Source organism: Pelagibius litoralis (assembly GCF_011683915.1).
Classification (GTDB): Bacteria; Pseudomonadota; Alphaproteobacteria; order Kiloniellales; family Kiloniellaceae; genus Pelagibius; species Pelagibius litoralis.
This window is the reverse complement of sequence record NZ_JAAQPH010000017.1, coordinates 77,183-92,240: the sequence shown is the minus strand read 5'-3', so window position 1 is coordinate 92,240 and position 15,058 is coordinate 77,183. Positions and strand designations below refer to the sequence as shown.

14 protein-coding genes and 1 pseudogene are annotated in these 15,058 nt (G+C 58.9%); 10 read left to right on the top strand and 5 right to left on the bottom strand.

Translation table 11 applies throughout. The annotated features are described in order from the left end of the window. Positions 1 to 12: 12 nt before the first annotated feature. On the bottom strand, positions 13 to 1,587 hold the full coding sequence (locus HBA54_RS20405; RefSeq protein WP_167228097.1) for an ABC transporter substrate-binding protein: 1,575 nt from the start codon (positions 1,585 to 1,587) through the stop codon (positions 13 to 15). 204 nt (positions 1,588 to 1,791) lie between these two features. Between HBA54_RS20405 and HBA54_RS20400 the strand changes: the two genes are divergently transcribed. The 3 genes from HBA54_RS20400 (at position 1,792) to HBA54_RS20390 (ending at position 4,325) form a co-directional block, all read left to right on the top strand. Then, on the top strand, positions 1,792 to 2,016 hold the full coding sequence (locus HBA54_RS20400) for a hypothetical protein (RefSeq protein ID WP_167228095.1): 225 nt from the start codon (positions 1,792 to 1,794) through the stop codon (positions 2,014 to 2,016). Positions 2,017 to 2,286: 270 nt separating this feature from the next. Then, on the top strand, positions 2,287 to 3,069 hold the full coding sequence (locus HBA54_RS20395; RefSeq protein WP_167228093.1) for a creatininase family protein: 783 nt from the start codon (positions 2,287 to 2,289) through the stop codon (positions 3,067 to 3,069). Next, a complete protein-coding gene (locus HBA54_RS20390) occupies positions 3,066 to 4,325 on the top strand; it encodes an aminotransferase class V-fold PLP-dependent enzyme (RefSeq protein WP_167228091.1) in 1,260 nt (419 codons plus the stop codon). The genes HBA54_RS20395 and HBA54_RS20390 overlap by 4 nt, the downstream gene beginning before the upstream one ends. A 114-nt stretch (positions 4,326 to 4,439) precedes the next feature. Here the strand turns inward: HBA54_RS20390 and HBA54_RS20385 are convergent, their stop codons facing one another. Then, positions 4,440 to 5,123 (bottom strand): IS6 family transposase, encoded by a 684-nt coding sequence (locus tag HBA54_RS20385; protein WP_240932797.1) that lies wholly within the window; start codon positions 5,121 to 5,123, stop codon positions 4,440 to 4,442. Between the two features lie 260 nt (positions 5,124 to 5,383). Between HBA54_RS20385 and HBA54_RS20380 the strand changes: the two are divergent. Next, positions 5,384 to 5,677: pseudogene (locus HBA54_RS20380) on the top strand (integrase core domain-containing protein); the annotation flags it as partial. Positions 5,678 to 5,762: 85 nt separating this feature from the next. Here the strand turns inward: HBA54_RS20380 and HBA54_RS20375 are convergent. Next, positions 5,763 to 6,515: a gamma-glutamyl-gamma-aminobutyrate hydrolase family protein gene (locus HBA54_RS20375; protein WP_167228089.1), complete on the bottom strand. Its 753-nt coding sequence runs from the start codon at positions 6,513 to 6,515 to the stop codon at positions 5,763 to 5,765. Next, on the bottom strand, positions 6,512 to 7,750 hold the full coding sequence (locus HBA54_RS20370; RefSeq protein ID WP_205944790.1) for a M20 family metallopeptidase: 1,239 nt from the start codon (positions 7,748 to 7,750) through the stop codon (positions 6,512 to 6,514). The genes HBA54_RS20375 and HBA54_RS20370 overlap by 4 nt, the downstream gene beginning before the upstream one ends. Positions 7,751 to 7,783: 33 nt before the next feature. Between HBA54_RS20370 and HBA54_RS20365 the strand changes: the two genes are divergently transcribed. The 4 genes from HBA54_RS20365 to HBA54_RS20350 all read left to right on the top strand — a co-directional run bounded on the left by HBA54_RS20365 (position 7,784) and on the right by HBA54_RS20350 (position 11,340). Continuing rightward, the gene (locus tag HBA54_RS20365; RefSeq protein WP_167228087.1) at positions 7,784 to 8,635 is read left to right on the top strand and encodes a LysR family transcriptional regulator; all 852 of its coding nucleotides are present in this window, start codon (positions 7,784 to 7,786) and stop codon (positions 8,633 to 8,635) included. A gap of 889 nt (positions 8,636 to 9,524) precedes the next feature. After that, positions 9,525 to 9,842: a hypothetical protein gene (locus HBA54_RS20360; protein WP_167228085.1), complete on the top strand. Its 318-nt coding sequence runs from the start codon at positions 9,525 to 9,527 to the stop codon at positions 9,840 to 9,842. A gap of 311 nt (positions 9,843 to 10,153) precedes the next feature. Continuing rightward, the gene (locus HBA54_RS20355; RefSeq protein ID WP_167228083.1) at positions 10,154 to 10,372 is read left to right on the top strand and encodes a hypothetical protein; all 219 of its coding nucleotides are present in this window, start codon (positions 10,154 to 10,156) and stop codon (positions 10,370 to 10,372) included. Between the two features lie 836 nt (positions 10,373 to 11,208). Then, positions 11,209 to 11,340: a prepilin peptidase gene (locus HBA54_RS20350; protein WP_167228175.1), complete on the top strand. Its 132-nt coding sequence runs from the start codon at positions 11,209 to 11,211 to the stop codon at positions 11,338 to 11,340. Between the two features lie 240 nt (positions 11,341 to 11,580). Here the strand turns inward: HBA54_RS20350 and HBA54_RS20345 are convergent, their stop codons facing one another. Then, positions 11,581 to 12,618: an asparaginase gene (locus HBA54_RS20345; protein WP_167228081.1), complete on the bottom strand. Its 1,038-nt coding sequence runs from the start codon at positions 12,616 to 12,618 to the stop codon at positions 11,581 to 11,583. A gap of 157 nt (positions 12,619 to 12,775) precedes the next feature. On the opposite strand from HBA54_RS20345, the gene HBA54_RS20340 reads away from it, so the two are divergent. Both HBA54_RS20340 and HBA54_RS20335 read left to right on the top strand, forming a co-directional pair. Continuing rightward, positions 12,776 to 13,966 (top strand): aminotransferase class V-fold PLP-dependent enzyme, encoded by a 1,191-nt coding sequence (locus HBA54_RS20340; protein ID WP_167228079.1) that lies wholly within the window; start codon positions 12,776 to 12,778, stop codon positions 13,964 to 13,966. Next, positions 13,967 to 15,058 (top strand): alanine racemase, encoded by a 1,092-nt coding sequence (locus tag HBA54_RS20335; protein ID WP_167228077.1) that lies wholly within the window; start codon positions 13,967 to 13,969, stop codon positions 15,056 to 15,058. It begins immediately after the preceding gene.

The following is a 15,058-nucleotide window of genomic DNA, read 5'->3' as shown; positions in this document are numbered from 1 at the left end:
CCAAGCCTTCTCTCAATTTGGTTTAACGTCCTTCGCAAAGGTCAGCCCTCGAGAATTGGGCTTCATCAAGAGATCGTTTCGCATACCCCATGCGAACTCGGTCCAAAACAATGGGATGACCGCGAGATCCTTCATGGCCATTTCAGTGGCTTTCCGGATCGACGCGAGCCGTTCCTCTGGGTTCATCGTTGCAAGAGTCTGCTCGAGGAATTCGTCGAACTCCGAGTTCGAATACCGCCCTCTGTTCGAAGATCCGAAACCCTTTTCCTTGTCGGGAGAATGCATGACAGCAACCAGCATCGAAACCGCGCTGGAATTCCCCCAACCACCGAACTGGAGGCTGAGTTCACCGGCCTTACCACGCTTTCGGAACAAGGAGTTTGGGGAGAGTTCAATTTCCGACTTGATGCCGATCCGAGAAAACATCTGAGCAATCGCTTGAGGCATGCTTTCATCGAACGCATACCGATCGTTGGCGCCGTGCAGTATCAAACGAAACCCGTCTGGAAAGCCGGCATCAGTCAGGAGCTTTTTTGCACCTTCCGGATCATAGGCGTCAGCGATCAGTTTCGGGTTCGAACCCCTAAACCCCGGCGGAATAGCTTCCCCGGCCGGAGTACCCTGCCCTTCTAGAAGTCGATCAATGAGAAGCTCTCTATTGATAGCTTTGGACATTGCCTGGCGCACGCGTAGATCCTGTAAAGGATTCTTTGCAAGCACATTGCCGTCATTGTCGAACGTCATGGGCGATTGGTCGCGGTGGTCTACTTGCAGATAGAAAACGCGGTTTTGCGGTCCCGAGACGATGGCAATTTTGGGATTTTGACGCAGCTTAGGCAGATCGACCGTTGGGATTCCCGATGCTACATCGACATCACCGGTGAGCAGCGCCGCAAGCCGAGCCGCGCTGTTTTTGATCGGCAAAATCGTTACCTTTTCCCAATTGGAGACCCCTCTCCAATAATCATCATTGCGCGCAAGGACGATCTGCCGGCCGGGGATGTATTCGACGAATTTGAAGGGGCCCGTACCGACGGCCGCAACTCCCTTATTGAAATCGTCCGTTGTCTTACCCTCGGCGGCCTTCTTCGATTGAATATAAACGTACGATAAATCTCGCGGAAGCTCCGGGTCGGGTGCCTCTGTTTCAATTTGAAGGGTTAATTCATCAACTTGGATTATGCGCTCGATCGATCTCACGTAACCGACATAGGACGATGGGCTGTTCGGGACCTTGGGCGGGCGTTGAAGAGAGAACTTGATATCTCCTGTTGTCAGCGGTGCACCGTCATGAAACCTAACACCGGGGCGTAGTTTGAACTCCCAAAGCCTATCGTTCACCAATTGCCACGACTGAGCCAAGCCTGGAATCAGCTCACCTTTTTCATCCCTGTCCACCAATGGGTCGAATATGTGTGCCGACACCATCAGGTTATTGCCATTGTTGTGATACAGCGGGTCTATCGAACTGATCGCCCCGTCCATTCCGATCCGCAGTTCCGCCGCTTTGGCCTGTGCCACGGCGCCTACCGCGAAGCCCACGCTCAGGGCCATCGCGGCCAGCCATCTAAAAACAAATGTTTTCATTGTCCCCGCCTCCATTTCTTAGATTGCTTCTCTACAACCATATTAAGAATACCGTATACCAATAATTCAGCCAACTCATTTTGAAAGTGCTCTCGGAGCCGGTTTGCAATCCCCTGCTCTCAGGAGCCGCCGTTCTGTGTCACCGAGGTCCACCAAACCCTCTCAAATACGCAAGGTGGGCCCACGCGCGACAAAGAGCAGTTCGTGCTTGATCCTTTCGGCAAGCCGATCCCCGGCCTCTATGTGGCCCGCGAATGCGGCAAAGCGTTCGGCCATCTTTATCTGGGTAGTGAAAATGCTGCCGAGTGCATAGTCAGCGGCGAGGTTGCCGGCCGTAACGCTGCGCTACGCCACCAACGTGCAGAGAACGATCTCCAGAGCCAAGCCTACCCTAAAGATGTCAGTCGAGCGGCGAAGCTTTGCGCCTAGCCAATCTCGACGACTTACAGGCTGCGGATAGAGCGAAAGCGAAACCTTGACCCCGACGGTATCGCCGTCTGTTTCGATTTGCCGGCAGGTGGGTTGCTGCTCTTTCCCGAAAGCTGCCATGCTGTCGCGGCATTCCCGCCTCTCGCACCATCGGCGCCGCCCTCCACAAAATCAGTTAGCAGAGCTTGCATCTCGCTGAGGTTCTCGCTAGTCTCTTTTATGCATACCGTATACTGAATGCATTCTAGAAAGACATTGGAGGAAGGTAGAATGGGTTCCGGAAAGATGTTGGAGTTGGCGACTCTTACGCGCGAGGAGATCCGCGCGGTGGCGCCCGACAGTCTGGCCGTCCTCCCCGTCGGGGCCATTGAGCAGCACGGACCGCACCTGCCGGTCAACACGGACACAGAGATAGTGAAGCGTGTCTGCTTCGAGGCGGCGGAGCGTGCTTTCCCAGATATCAGGGTCCTCGTTGCACCAACGGTGGCCTATGGCGTGTCCCATCACCATAAACCGCACCCCGGCGTCCTGACGCTGAGCGGCCACACGATGATTGCCGTGCTCATGGAACTGTCGGAAAGCCTCATAGACTCCGGTTTCCACCGCATTGCCATTATCAACGGACACGGCGGAAACTCGAACTACGTCAGCATTGTGGCGCGGGAGATCAACAACCATAACGATGTGACCATTACCGGCGCAGACTGTTGGTCAATCGTGAAAACCCCACTCTCTGTGCCTCTTGGTCATGCCGGTGAGTTTGAAACCTCGATAATGCAGCACCTTACTCCTGACTTGGTCACCGACGGCATCCCGGCCCCTTCGCCCACCCGTGAGTCGAAGGTGATCGTCGACGGCACCAGGGTCTATCTGGCCGCCCGGCGTTCCGGTCTGGGCCTCGGCTATACCGACAACCCGCAGTTGGGTACTGCGGCCAAGGGCGCCTTGCTGTTCGATGCCCTGGCGGATGGCCTCACCGACTTTTTCAAGAAAGTGCACGCAATCCATCCGGTACTACCGGCCACCGAACAAAGTATGGTGGCGGCGAAATGAGTAGCAGCCACCCAGATCAGCAGCGTTGGCACCGCCCCGTAGCGCCACCAGACTCATCGGCCTTTGAGTCCCTGCGCCAGCGGTTTCCGGGTGCGGAGCGCACGACCTATCTCAATGTCGCCGCACGCGGCCTTCTCTCGCTCGATGTTGAAACGGCGCTTCAACACCACCTCGAAGAGCTGCGGGATGGCCGCGCCGACAAGGACGCCTATTTCGCCAAGGTGGAGTCTGTGCGCGGCAAGTTCGCCCGCCTGATCAACGCCCACCCGGACGAGATCGCCTTCACCAAGAATATTTCCGACGGACTGAACATCGTCGCCGGGGCGATCCCGTGGCAACCCGGCGACAATGTCGTCCTCTGCACAGCTGCTGAACACCCGAACAACATTTATCCCTGGCTCAACTTGCGGACTCGCCTCGGCGTGGAGATCCGGACAGTGCGCGACAGCGAAGGCGCCATCGACATAGAGGCGATGATCGCCGCGATCGACGAGCGTACGAGGCTGGTGACACTGTCCCAGGTCACTTTCTCCCCGGGCCTGCGCGTTGAAATCGAGCCTCTGGGCCGCGCCTGCCGGGAGAACGGCAGCTTCCTCCTGTTGGACGGCGCGCAGTCTGTCGGCCTGATCGACAGCGATGTACAGCGGCTGATGATCGACGGGCTTGCGGTATCGACGCAGAAAGGGTTGCTAGGCCTCTACGGCCTGGGTTTCCTCTATTGCCGACGCGAATGGGCAGAGGTGATGGCGCCGGCGGCACTTGCGCGCTTCAGCGTCGACCTTGGCGAAGCTGGCCATCACGAAGCCTCGGTCGGCGGCGACGAATACGTGCTGATGCCAGGGGCGCGTCGGTTCGACGCCGGCAACTACAACTATCCAGCGGTCCATGCGGTCGAACCGTCGCTGGACATGCTGCTGGAGACCGGCATCCCCCAGGTCGAGGCTCATGTCACCGGCCTGGCGCGCAAGCTGGCCGAAGGTCTGCGCCTGCTTGGTATGCAAGTCAGTGGCGACCCCTCCGGATCGGACTTGTCGAACATCGTCACAACCGGGCAGTACGTCCGCAACACCCACGACGTCGCCAGAGATCCTGAGATGAAGGAGCTTTATCAGCATCTCAACGACAACGGAGTGCGGCTGACGGTGCGCCGGGGAATGCTTCGCTTCTCCGCACACATCTACAACAACGAGGCTGATATCGACCGCGTGCTGGACCTGATCGAGAACCGAAGCAAGAGTAAGCTCAAGAACACCTGACACCACAGTGAACGATGCCGCCGGAAGACTGCTCTCGAGCTTTACCGCAAACCCTGATCGGTACCGGTTGTTTAATCGGGTAAGCTGAGCTAACGAACACAATGGGCGGCACTGTCAGACAAACGCGAAGCAGTGTGCAAATTTCTGCAACTGGGAATATCCACGCCGCCACTGGCGCCATTCTGCCAGAACGGCGGCGCGGTCCTCTTTGAAGGTTTCGCGGCAGTTCAGGTGACGGTCAAGATTGAAATGATTGTGGGCCGAGGCGTGGACAGAGGTGAATTTCTGCAGAGTCTTTACGTTCCGGAATTTCGCCATCGCACACTCCCGTCTTCGGAATAGCTGGTGTGAGTTTTCCGCCCGGTTGTTTAGCCAACGTCCGCATTCCTGGTCGGCGACATTACCGATCACATTCATCGCTGCTCGATACGACCGAAGTCGGTCCATCACGATCACCTTTGGTCGACCGTAACGTTTCATCGTGCGCTTCAGAAACTTGAGCGCAGCCCTGCGATCCCGCTGTTTCGTCGCGAGAACCTCGAGCACCTCACCTTCGTGATCGATAGCTCGCCAGAGGTAGTGAATCTCGCCGTTGATCCGCAAGAACACCTCATCCAGGTGCCAGCGCCACTGCGAATAGCACCGGTATTGGACACGCCGCTTCCGGATCTCCGCAGCCAAAATAGGCCCAAACCGGGTCCACCAGAACCGCACGGTTTCGCGGCAGATATCGATGCCACGCTCGCACAACAAATCTTGGGCTTGGCGCAGCGACAACGGATAACGAACGTACATCATCACCGTGAGCGGATGATCTCGGTTGAACTGTTGAAATAGCGAAAGGGGTTGTGCATCGCCGGAGGCTAAAGAATGCCATACTCCGGCTCAAGCGGGTTTGGTCCGACCCTGCCTTGGTCATGGTCGGTCCGACGCCGAAGTGCGTGGTGGAACACAATCACTCTAGAGATCCGTGGCCCGGCCATGACCGCTCGTTTGAGCTAACTGAGGGCTACACGGGCGGTCATGACCTCCACCGAATGCCTTTCCCAATGTGCTACGGCCCTGAGTTTGTTGCTGAAGCCGTCCGCAGGTGGATCACTGCGGTCGGTGCAAGGGCCGCATACATCGAGCCTAGATCACCCTGGGAAAACGGATACATCGAAAGCTTCAATGCCCATTTCCGCGATGAGCTGCTAAACGGGGAGGCCTTCTATTCTCTCTCAGAGGCCCAGGTCATCATTGAGCAGTGGCAGAGACACTACAAAACCAGGCGCCAACACTCTGCGCTCGAATACCGGCCGCCCGTACCAGAGACCATTATACCAATGGATCAGAGACCGTTCATGCACTAACAATTAATCCGGACCGATCGATTGGGGCTGATCAGTTGCAAAAATTTTCCGAAAGCTCCATAGATAATTCTGGATCGACCCAGCATTAATCCGTTTGAACCTTGGTGCCGGGGTATTCGTTGGCCGCGCTGATAAGCCCAGTAAAGATGCCTGTCTCGCCGGCAACGTTGTATTCTGGATGCCACTGAACGCCGATAGCGAAGCGCGCTTCTGGAATTTCTATGGCCTCGACGATCCCGTCTGAGGCCACGGCCGAAACGACCGCTTTCTCTCCTGGATCGGCAATCGCCTGGTGATGAACACTGTTTACATCAATGCAGCGGTGGCCGATCAGCTGAGCGAGGCGAGTCTGTGGCTGAATTTCTACGGGGTGGGCCGGCATGTTTGGGCAACGCGGCTTCATGTGCTCAATCGCACTTGGAAGCTCACTCGGAATATGCTGCAGGAGTTTCGAACCGACAACAGCACCGAGGAGTTGCATTCCACCGCAAATTCCCAGGATCGGCATGTTCCGCGCCAGTGCAGCTAAGACCAGTTCTCGTTCGAATGCAGTCCGTTCTGGTTTTAGGCTTAGGTCGCCCGAACAGGCTTTCCCACCGTAGATGCTTGGATGAATATCGAACATACCGCCGCTGATTACGACAGCATCAAGGATGTCTAAGAGCGAGCCAATATTACCGGCCGCGTATGGAAGTGCGAGGGGAATACCGCCCGCTGCCAGGACAACCGTCACGTAGTTCGAGCGCAAAGCGTAATAAGGTTCTGCCGCATAGTCGCCAGATATCTCCTGATCTGAGGTAATGCCAATTAGCGGGCGGGGTGGAAGACTCGTTTTCATGACGCCAACCAACTCTTCGCGATACGGCAATAAATTTCGATGGCTTGTTCGACGTTGTTCAGGTCTACAGACTCGTCGACCTGCCCACTCATTCCGTTGTCGCCGGGCCCAATGATCGCAAAAGGGGTTCCGTGCGCCTCATTGAAGATGGTTGCGTCGGAATAGTAAGCCACGCCCTGCGGTATCGGCGCGGCCCCGCTCCCAACTTCCAAAGCCCTCATGCAAGTCACCACGAATGGATGGTCCGGTGCAGTTTCAACCGGCGGCTTGAAGTCAGAAACGATGAGCTCGATTTCGGGCGGCGCTATGTCCTTCAAAATTGAAATAATGACTTTTTGATCTGTGCCCGACCGCAAACGAATATCTATCTCTGCCTCACATCGATCAGGAGTGATGTTGACTGCCGAACCTCCTGAGATAGTACCAACGCAGATAGAGGGATTGGGCAACAGGGCATGTTCCGGGGATGGCAGATTGATTGTGCGGAGGTCACGGAGAAAGTCGGACATTGCTTCAATAGCATTGACCCCAGAATTGCCTGATACGTGGCCAAGGCGCCCATGTGCGACAGCCCGCAGCCACAAGACACCCATTTCGGAGACGATGATCCCTAAGGATGAAGGCTCGCTAACGAGAATTGCGCCGGCGTCGGCAATATCCCCGCGTTCGACAAAGCGCTTGGCCCCGAGACAATTCGAACTCTCCCCAGCAGAAAAGGCCAATATCAGATCGCCCGCCAGCGATGTGCCACCGGATGCGAGCCGAGCCGCGGCAGCTGCCATCGCAGTGACCCCACTCTTCATGTCCGATGCTCCTCGACCGAAAAGCCGACCTTCCCGGATTTCGCCGGAGAACGGTGGTACGGACCAAGGTTGATGACCAACCGGCACGGTGTCGAGATGCGCGGAGAAAACAAGAGGGGGCTTCTCACCTGCGCCGACAATCTTGGCAAGGAGGTTTGCGCGGCCAGGGAGAAATTCATCGATTTCGGCCGGGATTCCGCTCGCGGCCAGAGTGTTGCGAATGTAGCGGGCCGCGTCCACTTCCCGGCCAGGCGGGTCGCAAGTCTCTATCGTGATAAGATTTCGCAAAAATTCTAAAGCGTTGAAGTGTGTATCAGCTTTCATCGCAATACAGTGAGTTCCGCAGAATGAGCTATCGGTGCCTAACAACCTGCCGGAAGCTTGCGAGGTGCGGTAACGATATGTTTTCATCCATTGATGGCGCAGCGCCATGAATAGGGCTCTAGTCATAGGGATGGTTAAAGAATGGACCTCACGCTTCTTAGAAGCTTCACTTCCGTCGCTGACACCGGCAGTTTTTCTGGTGCCGCTAACAAGCTCAATCTCACACAGTCGACGGTCAGTCATCAGATCGCACGGCTTGAAGGTCATATCGGCCGGCGGCTTTTCGAGCGCACCACCCGCCGTTGCGACCTCACGGCGACGGGCCGGACTCTGCTCGAGCAGGCGCGAGATGTCGTCAACCGCTTCGATGAGATGGAGAGGCAGTATCGGCCCGACACACTTCGTGGGGAGCTAAGGGTTGGCGTTCCCGACGACTACCATCTGTTCAATCCGATCGCACATGCGATTTCCGATTTTTCGCGAGAGCAGCCACTCGTCACGTTGGAAGTGAGAGCCGGCCTAGCCGACAACCTGCTGGAAAGCTTGCGTGCCGGCGATCTTGATCTTGTGCTTGTGCGGGAGATTCTCGGAGACGAACCTGCGGGTACGCTGATTGTCGAGGACCTTGTCTGGATAGGGAAGGAAGCTGCGATCAGTGACGATTCCTCGGGATTGACCCTGGCACTCATATCGGAACCCTGCGTTTACCGGAGAACCGTGCTTCGCACACTTTCGGATGCCGGTATCTCGCATAGGGTTGTCGTATCAAGTGATAGTCTGGCGGCAGTGCTGGCTTTCGTGGGGGCTGGCTTCGCCGTTTCCGCAGTAATCCGGGGCAGTATTCCATCGGAAATGAAAATCTTGGCCGCCAATCGTCACCTGCCAGCTCTGCCAAAAGCTGCACTCGTTCCATACTACGCAAACGACCGGCCGACAGTATTGTCGACTGCATTGCTTCAGCGAATCGAAGAGACGATCCGTCACGAGGGATGAGTGCCCGACCAAATGGCCGCTTCGATGGGTATCAGGCAGCCGCGACCCCAATCCCGCCCAAACTCTACAGCGCAATTGGCCCGCGCCACACTCTCTCATAGGCGTTGGACCACTTCACTGCGTTGTCCTTGTTCGGCCCATCTTTAAACACAGCCCAATGGCTCAGATTCAACAGCGCCCCATCTCAAATCAGTTGCGACGGCATACCTTCTTGAGCAAGAAGCTAACATGATTGTCCCAAACCAAGGTGAGCCACCTCTTTCTCGGGCCTTTGCTCCAGGATGTTGTTTCCGCCCGTTCCGACATCATCGCTCATAGGAGTTATCGATACGGTCCCAAGCACGGAATCGCGAGGCAGGACGTGGCCTCGAGAGGCCCCTTGAGGGGCTTCGCGGGAAGCCCGACCCCACACCTCAAAGCAAACACCCATAGCGCTGGCCGGCCGGCTCAACGCAAATATCTGAATTTTCGCCGAAAGGTTTCGTTGATCTTGCCTCCGCTTCCGACCCATCGTTGGCTCAGCCAAGGAGGAAGCGATGCTGCTTTATGCCCTCACCACGAAGGACGTTCCGATCTGGGTGCTGGATTTGACAGGCCCGCCTCATGCACCGGCGGAGGCCACCGCGCCCAGCGTCTATGGACTGGTCGTCCCCAGTGCGCCGCTGCAGCTCTACATCGGCTCGACCAAGAATCGCCGTGCAAGGATCAGGCAGCACATCACGCGCTCCCGTGTTGAACTCGGCCGAGGGAACAAGTCCCGCCGATTGCCGCGAACTTCATCCGCCGCAGTGCTCTCGAGAGTCATTTCCAGGCGGAGCGGCTTGCTGGTCGTCAGGCTCGAAGCTGTCCCACCGGGAGACAAAGAGCAACTGCGTCGCCTGGAGCTGGCATGGCTCATCGTCGCAGCCCGCCAAGAACTGCCCGAGCAACGAAAGCGCGGGCCCAGATCAACTGGTCCGATGATCCGGGCGAGCTGCGCAAAGCCTTCCCCCTGGCGCGCAAGAGGCTTTGGCCCGGCTGCTGGATCCGTGTTCTGAAGCCGCTGTGCGAGGTGAAGGCCCTGCCCGATCCGGTGCCGAACCGTACCCGCCAGGCGGCGGTGGCCCGGCCGCCAACCGAGACCACGGCGACGAAGCGGCGCGGCCGGCCGCCGAAGGCCCGCCCGCAGTGGCGTAGTGCCTCGGCAGAGGGGGAGTCTCCCTCATGACATCGCCGGCAGGGTCCGATTTTTCAGCCGAGAGCCGAATTTCCGATCCTCTCGGTGCCTACGGAGCCAACCCGATAGAAATCCCGCTCTCAGGCGCAAAAATTGGGCTCACGAGGACTTTGCATTTCCTACTCACACAGGAGGCCTGAAGGTCATGGCCAGGAAACCGCTCAGCGATGAAGAACGCGCTCCACGAAGCTGCTGGGTTCCGCTTCGACGCGCCCGCCTACGACCCGGACCGCGAGGACTTCCTCAAGCCACGCCATTGATCGGCAACATGGCAGACCGACTTACCACAGGGGAACGATGACATGATGGACGAGTTCGAGAGGAGGCTGCGGCAGGAGATCGCTGAGAGCGAACGCGGCACGTGGCGCGAAGAAATGCGATCGGACTTTGCACCTTGGTTTGATTCGCTCTTGTGGGGCTTCCAATGTGCGGACGGGTGGGCCGAGTACGACCTGCGCCACCAGATGCCCGGGTGCCAGACCTATCGGCGCGGCGGCGCGCTGAGGGTTGTTTCTCATTGAACTGCGTTCGAACATGCGCATCGAAGGAGTCCGCCATGAGCTCAGGCGATTCATGTGGAACGCAGGTTTCGGACGAAGCGGATCTCGCGGAGATCATCGCCTCGCTCGGTGGCAGATCTCTTCTCGGGAGCAAGGCAGAGAACCTGTTCATTCTCCACGACCTCATGGTTCGAGGATTTCCGACAAGCACTGTAGATTGCTTTGCCGCGCGCAATCCCCACCTCGCAGCGGATCCCGCCTTCAGCCGTGTTCCAGGGTTGCCCCAGCCCGACACAAGAAGCGCACGACCTTTCCTCATCACGGAGTAATCGATCATATACGCATGATTGATTTGATCTATTTGATCGTATTTATATGATCAAATAGAAGAGGTCCGAAAACATATGGATGATCATGATGCAGCGCGATGAACGGGCGATGGCCCGGCGCCAAATCGATAAGCGCCTAAATTCGCTTGGAGCTATCGATGAACTTGCGCGTCCTGCGCGCGGCTGGGTGAAGGCCATCCGGGAAGCTCTCGGGATAACCACCCGACAGCTGGCCGGGCGGACCGGGATGGCTCGTCCCTAGTTGTCGCCATCGAGAAGGCCGAAGCCGACGACTCGATCACCATGACTAGCCTGGAGCGCGCTACGCGCGCCCTAGACTGCCGGGTGGCCTATGTCCTGGTGCCCGCTCGAAGTGTTGGTAGAAGAGCGGGCCCTGAAGCTGGCCCGTGAGCGTCTGGCAAAGATCGCTCATCCGACAGGCTGATGGCATAGTCGAGGCCACCATCGGAGGCGAAGACGCCCAGCTCGTTCCACCGCCCGCCGCGCTGCGCCTGGCCGACGGCGGCTCTGGGCTGGGCGCTGCTGGCGTTGGCGGTCATCGACGCCAAGCATTTCATCCTGCCCGACGTGCTAACCCTGCCGCTGATCCCGGCGGGGCTGGCGGTAGGCCTGGTGGCTCGATCCGGCTGGTTTGTTTGAGGGGCAGTTTCTCCACCACACCCTGGGCGCGGCGCTCGGGTTCCTCGGCTTCGCGGGCTGCTTTGAAGAGGCTTGTCGCCTTAACCGGATTGTGGCACATTCCTGTCCACGCGTCCTGTAAGATACTGATTTAAAGGGAAAAATATGGCGGGTTGGAATCCAGGTCCCCCAGCCAGCCAACCTTCCCCGCGATTTTCAGAACCATCGGATCGAGACGACCACTAGCCAGCGCCAAGCAGCCTAGGCGCTATGCCGCTCCGGCTTGTTCTGCCTTTCTCTCACAAACGATGCCGGGACGATCTGGCCGACAGGCTCCTGCCGGCTGTTCGTGATGACGGGGCGGGCGAAGCCGGCAAGGCTCTCGGCCTCAGCGCGACTGATCATCCTCAAGGCTTCCAGAATGGCGATCAGCGCAGGGATGCGCGCACGCGAATTGCCGTCTGCCACCTTCAAGGCGATGCTGAGGCCGTCCTGCGGCAGGAAGGCGAGCAGGAATGCCTCGGCCCCGACCTTGAAGACCACGCGCCGGCCCGTCGCTTCGGCAATCGCCACCATCGGGTGACCGGAGCCGGAGGTGTATTCGGGATGGCGGCCCATCGCCTCAATCAGGCGGGTCATCGCCGCCGCCCGGTTCCCCGGCGCCCGGCCGGCCGCGAACCTGGCGGCGATCCGGGCCGTGTCGCCAAGGCTCAGCGCCGGGCTCGGCAGCGTGCAGCCATCGACCCCCAACGGCAGGTCGACGGGCGCACCAAGGTCGGCAAGCAGGTTGAAGAACAGTTGCTGAGAGGGATGGTCCGCGTTGCGATATCCCTCAATCTCGTAGCCGCAATGACGGCACACGGTCAGGAAGCCGGTATGCTTTCCAGAACAGTTGTGGTGGAGCGACGACGACGCCTGCCCTGCCCGGATCATCTTGAACTGGGTGTCCTGGTGTTTTGGATACTCAGGGCCGCAGGCAAGATCGGAAACCTCACAGCCGATCTGCGACAGCCAGGCGGCCGCGAGCTCGGTGTGATGCGCCTCGCCACGATGGGAAGCACAGGCGAGCGCCAGATGCTCAGGCGACAGCTTATAGGCCTCCGCCGCCCCTGACTCGACCAGGGCCAGGGCCTGAAAGGGCTTCATGGAGGATCTGGGATAGGTAACCAGATCCGGATCGCCCCAGCCGGCAATCACCTCGCCGTCGGCATTGGCCACGACCGCCACGCCCAAGTGCCGGCTCTCGACTACTTCGCCGCGCCTTACCTGGGCGAACTCCTCAAACATCTTCACACGCACCTGCCTTTCATTTCAGGTGCCAAACTAGTCAGTTGCAGGAGCCGCCGCGAACAGAGATATCGCCTTGGGTTATGCGCAAACGGCATAGCCTCCCGCTTCCCCTGATCGGATATGGCGGTATGCTTTCCGCCATCCCTTCAATCACGAAGTTTCCGCCATGACAACCACCGTCCAGACTGCAGAGATATGGCCCACCTGGCGCAGCCGCTTTCCGGCTGCAGAGCGCCAGATCTATCTGAATGTCGGGTCGCGCGGGGTTATCTCCAACGCCTCGAAAGCGGCCGCCGACCGCATGATAGAGGGGCACTGGCTGTCAGACATGGCGAAGTCGGAACGCAAACCGATGCTGGACCGCTGCCGGACGCAATTCGCGGAACTTGTGAAAGCGTCAAACCCAAATGAGATCGCCGTACTCAAGAACGTAAGCGAAGGCCTGAACTCCATCGCCACCGCCCTGCCCTGGGAGGCGGGCGACAACGTCGTCCTGACGCCCGAACTGGAACACGGCAACAACATCTATCTTTGGCTCGCGCTGCGTGACCGAGGCGTGGAAATGCGGGAGGTTCCGCATAAAAACGGTCATATCGACGCAGAGCGTATGGCCGAAGCCATCGACGAAAGGACGAGGCTTGTAACGGCTTCATCAGTCAGCCTGACCCCCTGCTTTCGAACCGATCTGCGCAGCATCGGCCTGGCCGCCCGTGAGAAGGGCGCGTTCTTTCTGATCGACTGCGTTCAGAGCTGCGGCGTTCTCGACATCGATGTGAACGACGTCTGTGCCGACGGCTTGGCGACATCGACTTCAAAGGGCCTGCTGGGGCTTATGGGGTTGGGCTTTCTCTACGTGAATGCCGAATGGAACGATCGCCTGCGCCCGGCCTTCGTCGCCCGGCACTCCGTCATGCACTCTGGGCATGAGAGCGAATTTGAGGGAACCGGTTTTACCTATGCGCCCGACGCAACCCGCTTCGAGATCGGCAACTACAACTGGACCGGCATCGCGGTGGCGGATGTTGCCCTCGGCGAAATTCTGGAGATCGGCACCCCCGCCATCGAACGCCATGTGCTCGCCCTGGCCGACCGGCTGCGCGAGGGCTTTGCAGAGCTTGGGCTGAAAGTATCGATGGCCGAGCCATCCACGCGCCGCTCGCATCTGGTGACGGTCGGCGAGATGGGGCTTGGCGATACCTACACAACCGGAGACGAACGGCTGAACCGGATTGCACGGGCTCTGGAAGCCCAGGGCGCGCGCTTCTCCATTCGCCGCGGCATGCTTCGCTTCGGCTTTCACCTTTACAACAATGCTTCGGATGTTGAACGTGTTCTGGCAATCGCCAAGGATGCCTGAATGTTCGACGGCTTCGAAACGCCCTGCCTGATTCTCGATCCGCAACGGCTCCGACGCAACGCCGAGCGGATGCTCGAACACTGCGCGGCCAGGAATGTCGCGCTGCGGCCGCACCTGAAGACCACGAAGTCCGCAGAGGTCGCCAGGATCGCGACCGGCGGACGGATGTCGCATGTCACGGTATCGACGCTTGCAGAAGCACAGTACTTCGCCCGTGCCGGCTTCAACGACCTGCTCTATGCGGTCGGGATAACGCCCAACAAGTTTGCCCGGGTGGCCGGCATCATGGCCGAAACCGGGAAAACGATCACGCTCTGTGTCGATTCCATCGAGATGGCACAAGCCCTGGCCGAAAGCGCAGTCACGGCGCCGGCCCTGATTGAGATCGATTGCGGGGAGCATCGTGGCGGCTTACCGGCCGAGACCGACGAACTGATCGCAATCGGGCGCGCCCTGGGGCTACAGCTGCGCGGCGTCATCAGCCATGCCGGTCACTCTTACGCAACGGATCAGATCGCCGAAGTGAAGTCGGTCGCCAAGGCCGAGATTTCTGCCGCGAACGCAGCAGCCGGGCAGCTGCGTGCCGCGGGTATGGCCGTGGAGGTTGTCAGCATCGGGTCGACACCGACGGTGATGCACGCCGACAGCTTTGATGGTGTCACAGAGGTACGCGCAGGGGTCTATCTGTTCTGCGATCTGTCACAGCTCAGCCGCAACATCTGCACACTCGACGATATGGCGCTCAGCGTCCTCACCACGGTGATCGGCCACAATCGCAAGGCCGGCGTCCTGACACTGGATGCGGGCGCCCTTGCGATGTCCAAGGACATCGGCGCCAATGCCTTCCTTTCGAGCGCACACTACGGCTGGCTCTGCGATACGAAGACGCTGGAGCCCAGCGGCCTGTCGATCAACGCGGTGCATCAGGAGCATGGAACCGTTCAGGTCGCAGATCCGGTATGGTACGAACGCCTGCCCATCGGTTCCACGGTACGGGTACTCCCGGGCCATGCCTGCCTGACCGCCGCAGGAGGCTACGGCGCCTATCACACCACGGACGGTCAGGTCTGGCCCCGGGTCGACGGCTGGTAA